Genomic DNA, 8078 nt, shown 5'->3' on the forward strand with positions numbered 1-8078 from the left:
TTATTCACTTTAGCGAAAGGTCGGTTAACGGCTGCTTTCACATGCCTTTGTTTTCCCAGCCCCTTCCCCGTGAACAAAAACGGAATACATTGGGCGCTGAAGGGAATCACGGGAAGGAATCACTGTGCCCCATAACAACATCAATGCCCTGTCCGAGCGCCCCGAGGTGCTCACACGCCCCAAGCTGGAAGGCGGACGGCGCTTTGTATTGAAGACCCCGTTTGAAGCGGCAGGCGACCAGCCAACCGCGATTGCAGCACTGACACAGGGCATTCTAGAGGGCGAGCATGATCAAGTTTTGCTGGGCGCCACAGGCACTGGCAAGACCTTCACCATGGCGAAGGTGATCGAACAGACCCAGCGCCCGGCGATTATACTCGCCCCGAACAAGACGCTGGCCGCGCAATTATACGGCGAATTCAAGGGCTTCTTTCCCGACAACGCAGTGGAATACTTCGTTTCCTACTACGATTACTACCAGCCCGAAGCTTACGTCGCCCGCACCGATACCTTCATCGAGAAGGAATCGCAGATCAACGAACAGATCGACCGGATGCGCCACTCGGCCACCCGCGCGCTGCTGGAGCGTGACGATGTGATCATCGTGGCCTCGGTGTCATGCATCTATGGCATCGGCTCGGTGGAAACCTATTCGGCGATGACGCAAGATTTGCTGGTCGGGCAAAGCTATGATCAGCGGCAGGTGTTGGGCGAGTTGGTGGCGCAAGCCTATAAGCGCAACGATCAAGCGTTTCAGCGCGGTTGCTTCCGGGTGCGCGGTGATTCGGTTGAGGTTTGGCCGGCTCACCTTGAAGATCGGGCGTGGCGGTTTTCATTTTTCGGCGAGGAGCTAGAGGCGATCATTGAATTTGATCCGCTGACTGGGGCGAAAACCGACAATTTTAAGCAAATCCGCATCTACGCCAATTCACACTATGTAACGCCGCGACCGACGATGAATCAGGCGGTGATCGGCATTAAGAAAGAGCTGCGGCAGACGCTGGATTTGATGGTGTCGCAAGGCAAACTGCTGGAAGCGCAACGGCTGGAACAACGCTGCTCGTTTGATCTAGAAATGCTGGAGGCGACCGGAGTTTGCAACGGCATTGAGAACTACTCACGCTATCTGACCGGGCGCGCTCCGGGCGAACCGCCGCCGACGTTGTTCGAGTTTATCCCCGACAATGCCATTGTTTTTGCAGATGAATCCCATGTGTCTGTGCCACAAATCGGCGGCATGTATAAGGGCGACTTCCGGCGCAAGATGACGCTGGCCGAGCACGGCTTCCGCCTGCCGTCCTGCATGGACAATCGGCCCTTGAAGTTTGAGGAATGGGATGCGATGCGGCCGCAAACGGTGTTTGTCTCCGCTACCCCGGCGAAGTGGGAGATGGAACAGACCGGTGGTGTGTTTGTCGAACAGGTGATCCGCCCCACCGGGCTGGTCGATCCGCAGATCGAAATCCGCCCCGTCGACATGCAGGTGGATGATCTGCTGGACGAAATCCGGCGCGTGGCTTTGCTGGGCCTGCGCGTGCTGGTCACAACGCTGACCAAGCGTATGGCCGAGGATCTGACCGAATACTTCCACGAACAAGGCATCCGCATTCGCTACATGCATTCGGACATAGACACCATTGAACGTATTGAAATCCTTCGGGATTTGCGGCTGGGCGCGTTTGACGTCCTGGTCGGGATCAACCTTTTGCGCGAAGGTTTGGACATCCCGGAATGTGGGTTGGTGGCGATTCTGGACGCCGACAAAGAAGGCTTCTTGCGCTCGGAAACCTCCCTGATCCAGACCATTGGCCGGGCGGCGCGCAACTCGGATGGTCGGGTGATCATGTATGCCGACCGGATTACGGGCAGTATGGAGCGCGCGATTGGCGAGACCACGCGCCGGCGCGAAAAACAGGTGGCGTATAACACGCTGCATGGGATCACGCCCACCACGATCAAGAAAAACGTCGAGGATGTGCTGCTGGGCATCTACCAAGGCGACACCGATCAGGCGCGGGTGACGGCGAAAATTGGCCGTCCGATGCTGGGGCATAACCTCGCCAGCCATCTGGATGCTTTGCGTTTGGCGATGCGCAAGGCTGCCGAGAATCTGGAGTTTGAAGAAGCCGCACGGATGCGTGATGAGGTGAGGCGGTTGGAGGCGGTGGAACTGACGATTGCAGATGATCCTTTGGCGCGGCAGTCGGTGGTCGAGGACGCCGTAGAAGATGCCGTGAAAATGTCCGGTCGATCAACCGCGGGCCGGGCTGGCATGCGAGGCGGTAAGGCGCGACGGCGGAAGTAACTGGGCTAAAATGCCGCGATCACCTCATACATCACCGGCTCGAAGCCTTTGCAGAGGGTGTTGATCAGACGGTTCCGCTCACGCATTTCCGGGCTGCGCAGCATCGCCTGATAATCCTCGCGCCGCTGCCATTTTGAATAGTTGCATACCCGCGTCATCGCATCGTTCATATGCAGGCCCGCGCCGATAAAGCCTTGTTGATGCCGGATAAATTCGTCGTAGGCGGCTTGCAGTTTCTCCATCAAATCATGCGCTGTGGCGGGGGTCATCTCAAAGGTGGTGATGATGGTCTGGCCTTGGAAGCTGGCGGAAATTTCGGGCATGGCGGGCTCCTTTTTTCCAAGGCTAGGGGGTGCGGATGAGTCGGGCAAGGGACTTGGCAGCGAAGGGTTTTCGCGGCATGGTGGCGGTTAGTGATAAAAGGCGTGTGATATGAAGATCTTAGACCAGAATGATCCGTTCTTTAACAAAGCATGGGTACGGTGGGCCACATCAGTGTTGCCGATGCTTTGGGGGCTGGTGGAGTTCTATTATGACAGCCCAGGCTGGGGTGTTTTGTTTTTGGTGGCAGGGGCTTACGCGTTTTACATGCTGATTATCAAGCGTGCGAACAACGGATAGAGCCGCGCATTTCGCCGGAATCCCCGGTAAGCGAGGATTCGCGCAGCTTGCAGCCTGTGACCTCGGGGATCAGGGCGATCATCTGGGCGCGGATGTCGTCGTGTTCGCCACGTTTGGCGTAACCTTGGCGGATCACCTCGACCCGCTTTTCGGTATAGAAAACTGTGTATTGGTGGCCATCTCGGGTCAGGTCAACCCGCTTGGCGTTAAAGAATTCTGGGGCGGCTTGAGCGCCGCAAGCGGCGAGGATCAGCAGGGGGATGAGGGCTTTCATGCCTGCAGTTTGGCCGGATTTGGTTAAGCCTTGGTTAACGGCGGCGTTTCGCCGGGGTTGCGGATGGAGGGAACGAAGGCGGGACTGGCGCGTTAGCGGGTGTCAGCCAATTTCATAGGAGGCTTCCATGACCATCAAATCTTACATCCTCGTCGGTATCGCGGCGTTTGGGCTATCGGGCTGCTTGGCAAGTGACGCCGAGCGCGGCTTGGCGGGTGCGGCCGGCGGTGCGGTCATCGCGGGGGCCACCGGCGGCAGTGCGCTGACGGGTGCCGTGATCGGCGGCGCGGGCGGGTATTTCTGCCGCGATCTGAACGTGCCGGGTTGCCGGAATAAGTGAGGGTTAGGTGAGGGGGCGGGCGATTTGGCCCGCCCTTCGTGTAATTAGAAGCATGCACAAGCATGAAGTTCTATGGCAGGCTGGAGCTTAGACAAAATAAGTACTTAATCATTGCCAGCGTCATTCAAATAACCATCAAGGTCCTCGGGCAATAGCACAGCCCGCCGTATAGAACGATAGTCATCTTCTGGAACATCTACGAAACCATCGTCCGTCGGGAGCAGGCCTTGAGGGGCGTTCTGTGTGCGAATTAAATCGACGTAACATCCGTAGTCAATTTTCCACGCGTCGTAACGTTTCCCTGGCTCATCGCGAGCGGATATATTTTTTTTAAGAAGATGCAAAACTCGACTATCATAAAGTCGCTCTATAACTCGATGCCGTACATTCGATGGAAAAAGAAATGCTCGCGCCTTTCGTGAGCCAATTACTTCATCAATAATATGATTCAGTGCTGCTTGGAGGTCGGATGACCCAGATAGAACTTTTACTTTATCCGCTTGATACCAGTCCAGCGCCGCTCGCCGGACTACATCAACTCCGATTTTCTGACCAAATGACTTCATAACAGCCTTTGAAACTAAATTCAGGGCATCGCGCGGAACACCTTCAACTGCCCGCACAAATTCTTCGAATGCGCGTTTTTCAGTGAATAATAGACCAATCAGAGCAGCACTATTCTTAACTTCAGATGTATCACCACCGAGAGCAATGTAATTACGATAAATTAATTCTCGAAAAAATGTTAACGCCTTATCCTCATCATAATCGAACACAAGAAATTCATCTAGGTTAAGATCAGCGGCGATATCTGCACCCAACTCAAGACCAATATATCTTCCATTTTCACGCGGTTCGATAAATGAACTGCGTTGTTCGATCGCGGCAATTTTTACAACTATACCCTTGGTTGGAAGCAACGTTTTTCGAATAAGGTCTGCCAAATACGGTTGAACTTCACGAGGCAATTCGCTCCATTCGTCAATGAGTAACCAAAATCGCCGTACCCCAAGAATTGATAGCAAGCCAGAAAGAGCGACCTGCACTCTTCCAAAGTCAATCGACCTCACGAATCCATCATGCGAAATTTTAGTTTCAGTCTCCTGACTGCGCTTTGCTCCAAGATTCAGATGTAAACCGACATCAGCACCAGTCAGTGCTATAGCTGCCTTCAACCCAAGAGCTGCATCGCTTTCCGATTTTCTCCTCGATATTTCTTCAATCTTAGGGGTTCCCGAAAGACGGACCTCACTAATTGCCGTAGAAAAATCATCTATTCTAATAGTTATTTGCTCTGGATTTAACGCTACCGATATTTTAGAAATTGCAACCTGTAGCAACTCATCATGAAGTGCCGCCAGAATATCTGTTACAACTGACAATCCCCTCTCGTAAAGGGAAATTCCTTCATCTGAGTAAAATGACGCATTAGACCCGATAGTGCGCAAATCCAAATAGACTGCTGTTTCTCCACTTTCACGCGCTTTTGCCAAGCTAAATCTGAGGGCATGGGTCTTTCCAGTTCCTCGTCTTCCAAACATAATCTGGTTGAGCGGTGCGCAAATAACCTCAACCAATGGAGCAGCATCGACAAAGGTTTGCGAAATTATTTCATCCGGCTTATTTTCGGCTCGTTTCTCGAAGTTTAACAATACTTCATGAATATCACGAATGGTTGTCATTTCAAATCAGCCCTCATGATTGGCAATTATCACACATCGCAAGCGCCGAATATCCACACTCTCTCTAAAAATGGACAGCCTAGCTGTCCATTTTTAGTGCGCTGATAAACGCTTCCTGCGGAATCTCCACCTTGCCAAACTGCCGCATCCGCTTTTTCCCGGCCTTCTGCTTCTCCCGCAGTTTCTTCTTCCGGGTGGGGTCGCCGCCGTAGCATTTGGCGGTCACGTCTTTGCGCATGGCCGACAGGGTTTCGCGCGCGATCACGCGGGCGCCAATCGCCGCTTGGATCGGGATTTTGAACATATGGCGGGGGATCAGGTCTTTCAGTTTTTCAACCATGGCGCGGCCGCGCGCCTCGGCCCGATCGCGGTGGACCATCATCGACAAAGCGTCGACGGGTTCTTCGTTGACAAGAATCGACATTTTGACAAGGAAATCTTCACGATATTCCGAGATGCTATAGTCAAAGGAGGCATAGCCCTGCGTCACCGATTTCAGGCGGTCGTAGAAATCGAACACCACTTCGGCCAGCGGCAGATCGTAGACCACCATGGCGCGCGACCCGGCATAGGACAGGTCCATCTGGATGCCGCGGCGGTCTTGGCAAAGCTTCAGCACGTCGCCGAGGTAGTCGTCGGGGACCATGATCGTGGCCTTGATCCGGGGCTCCTCGATATGGTCGATATAGGTGAGGTCGGGCATGTCGGCGGGGTTGTGCAGGTCTTGCACGGTGCCGTCTTTCATGTGGAGTTTGAAGACAACCGAGGGGGCGGTGGTGATCAGGTCGATGTCATATTCGCGTTCCAGGCGGTCGCGGATGACTTCGAGGTGCAGCAGGCCAAGGAAGCCGCAGCGGAAACCGAAGCCAAGCGCGGCGGAGGTTTCCATTTCGGTGGAAAACGAGGCATCGTTGAGCGAGAGTTTCTCGATGGCGTCGCGCAGAGCTTCGAATTCGGCAGCGTCAACCGGGAACAGGCCGCAGAACACCACGGGTTGTGCGGGTTTGAAGCCCGGAAGCGCCTGCGCGCAGCCTTTGCGTTCGTGGGTGACGGTATCGCCGACGCGGGTGTCGCGGACTTGTTTGATGCTGGCGGTGAAGATGCCGATTTCGCCCGGCCCCAACTCATCAATATCGACCATTTGCGGCTTGAGCACCGAAAGTTTGTCGATGCCATAGACGGCGTTGGTTTGCATCATCCGGACGCGGTCGCCCTTTTTCATCACGCCATCCATGACGCGGACCATGACGACGACGCCGAGATAGGCGTCATACCAACTGTCCACCAGCATGGCTTTCAAGGGTGCGTCGCGGTCGCCTTTGGGGGCGGGCAGGCGGGTGACGATGGCTTCCAGCACCTCGGGGATGCCAAGGCCGGATTTGGCCGAGATCAGCACCGCATCCGATGCATCAAGGCCGATCACGTCTTCGATCTGTTGGCGGATGCGGTCGGGCTCGGCTGCAGGTAGGTCGATCTTGTTCAAGACGGGGACAATTTCATGGCCCGCATCCAAGGCTTGGTAGACGTTGGCGAGGGTTTGCGCTTCAACCCCTTGGCTTGCATCGACGACCAGCAAGGAGCCTTCCACCGCACGCATCGAGCGGGAGACTTCATAGGCAAAGTCGACGTGGCCGGGGGTGTCGATCAGGTTCAGGATGTAGGTTTTGCCATCCTTCGCCGGATATTCGATCCGCACCGTGTTGGCCTTGATGGTGATGCCGCGCTCACGCTCGATATCCATGCTGTCGAGCATCTGCGCCTTCATATCGCGCGCAGCCACCGTGCCGGTCATCTGAATGAGCCGGTCGGCGAGGGTGGATTTACCGTGGTCGATGTGGGCCACGATGGAGAAGTTGCGGATGAGATCAAGCTGGGTCATGCGCGCGATATAGCTTGGATTGGGGGGGGCGGGAAGGGGGTTGTGGCGTGCGGGGTGTGTCCACGTGTGGACAGGGGGGTGGGGAGTGGGATTTCAAGGGGTTAGCCTATGCCTGTTCATCTTTTGTTAGGGTTTTCACCCACCAAAGCAAGCGTAGAGCCTTAACGTCTCGCATGGCGACAGTCGACCAAGAGGATCAGACGGTTGGCAATGGTGAATATGCCGAGGCCGATATGGGCAGCGATGTAAAAGTTGTGGATGAGATCGAGCTGGGTGATGGTGGGTCGAAATGATGATAATTTCGTCTGACGCAGCAGGATTGCCCCCGAATGCCTACCTGTAACTCTAGCGGCATAAACAGTTACAATGCGATGAAGAGGCTGGGGTGGATTTCGACATACAGTCGGCGGGTCTTACTGGGCCGCCATTTCGCGCGTCAGTTTGCTGGCGGCCTCTTTGCCAACAACGACCCTTCGCGAGGTTTCTCCCAAGATGGGCTGCAGTTTTTTCGATTGCTCATCGAACTTGCCACTTTGCCAAAGGAATTGACTGGCCGCCTATCCGCGACCTGCGACCCGCCGAGCAATCCTAACTGTTCCATCCTGGAACATTGCATCGATCCCCGCCGTCTGGCACTGTTCATCGCAAGGTCTGCGCTTCGTGATCTGATTGCCGGGTTGCAGGCTGATGCCAAGGGGGTGCAGGCGGTATGATGATCTCACGGCATAAGAACGCGACGACGACGCCCGGCACTCGCCAGCGGATGTCCGGGAGCGACGCACCCGCGGCGGTTCTCGCGCTGCGTTACGGGGTGAGCGAGGAGACAGCGCGCAAGGGGAAGCGGCGTGACAGCGTTCAGGACCTGTCCGCCACACCCCACAATCTGCAGATCGAGACGGAACAGGAAACGATCCAGTGGATCGTTTCCCCGTCGAGGGCTGACGGCAGCCCAGGAGGCGGTGGTCGTTCCGTTGCGG

General features: G+C 55.4%; 8 protein-coding genes and 1 pseudogene. 5 read left to right on the plus strand and 4 right to left on the minus strand.

Going from position 1 to position 8078, the window contains the following annotated elements:
• Positions 1-124: 124 nt before the first annotated feature.
• On the plus strand, positions 125-2305 hold the full coding sequence (uvrB, locus tag Q7V03_RS21400; RefSeq protein ID WP_304927605.1) for an excinuclease ABC subunit UvrB: 2181 nt from the start codon (positions 125-127) through the stop codon (positions 2303-2305).
• 5 nt (positions 2306-2310) lie between these two features.
• Here the strand turns inward: uvrB and Q7V03_RS21405 are convergent, their stop codons facing one another.
• Positions 2311-2628: an antibiotic biosynthesis monooxygenase gene (locus Q7V03_RS21405; RefSeq protein WP_304927606.1), complete on the minus strand. Its 318-nt coding sequence runs from the start codon at positions 2626-2628 to the stop codon at positions 2311-2313.
• 109 nt (positions 2629-2737) lie between these two features.
• Between Q7V03_RS21405 and Q7V03_RS21410 the strand changes: the two genes are divergently transcribed.
• The gene (locus Q7V03_RS21410; protein ID WP_304927607.1) at positions 2738-2926 is read left to right on the plus strand and encodes a hypothetical protein; all 189 of its coding nucleotides are present in this window, start codon (positions 2738-2740) and stop codon (positions 2924-2926) included.
• Here the strand turns inward: Q7V03_RS21410 and Q7V03_RS21415 are convergent.
• On the minus strand, positions 2904-3200 hold the full coding sequence (locus tag Q7V03_RS21415; RefSeq protein WP_304927608.1) for a hypothetical protein: 297 nt from the start codon (positions 3198-3200) through the stop codon (positions 2904-2906). The genes Q7V03_RS21410 and Q7V03_RS21415 overlap by 23 nt on opposite strands.
• A gap of 127 nt (positions 3201-3327) precedes the next feature.
• Here Q7V03_RS21415 and Q7V03_RS21420 point away from each other — a divergent pair, with 127 nt between their 5' ends.
• Positions 3328-3540 carry a hypothetical protein gene (locus Q7V03_RS21420; protein ID WP_304927609.1) on the plus strand — a complete coding sequence of 71 codons (213 nt, stop codon included), beginning with the start codon at positions 3328-3330 and terminating at the stop codon, positions 3538-3540.
• A gap of 104 nt (positions 3541-3644) precedes the next feature.
• Here the strand turns inward: Q7V03_RS21420 and Q7V03_RS21425 are convergent, their stop codons facing one another.
• Both Q7V03_RS21425 and lepA read right to left on the minus strand, forming a co-directional pair.
• The gene (locus Q7V03_RS21425; protein WP_304927610.1) at positions 3645-5222 is read right to left on the minus strand and encodes a hypothetical protein; all 1578 of its coding nucleotides are present in this window, start codon (positions 5220-5222) and stop codon (positions 3645-3647) included.
• 79 nt (positions 5223-5301) lie between these two features.
• Positions 5302-7101, minus strand: a complete 1800-nt coding sequence (gene lepA / locus Q7V03_RS21430) for a translation elongation factor 4 (RefSeq protein ID WP_304927611.1) — start codon at positions 7099-7101, stop codon at positions 5302-5304.
• Positions 7102-7430: 329 nt separating this feature from the next.
• On the opposite strand from lepA, the gene Q7V03_RS21435 reads away from it, so the two are divergent.
• Both Q7V03_RS21435 and Q7V03_RS21440 read left to right on the plus strand, forming a co-directional pair.
• Positions 7431-7814 carry a hypothetical protein gene (locus tag Q7V03_RS21435; protein ID WP_304927612.1) on the plus strand — a complete coding sequence of 128 codons (384 nt, stop codon included), beginning with the start codon at positions 7431-7433 and terminating at the stop codon, positions 7812-7814.
• Positions 7811-8078, plus strand: a pseudogene (locus tag Q7V03_RS21440) (hypothetical protein); the annotation flags it as partial. The gene Q7V03_RS21435 and the pseudogene Q7V03_RS21440, both read left to right, overlap by 4 nt.

This window comes from Cypionkella sp. (genome assembly GCF_030652235.1).
In the GTDB taxonomy this organism is placed as follows: Bacteria; Pseudomonadota; Alphaproteobacteria; order Rhodobacterales; family Rhodobacteraceae; genus Cypionkella.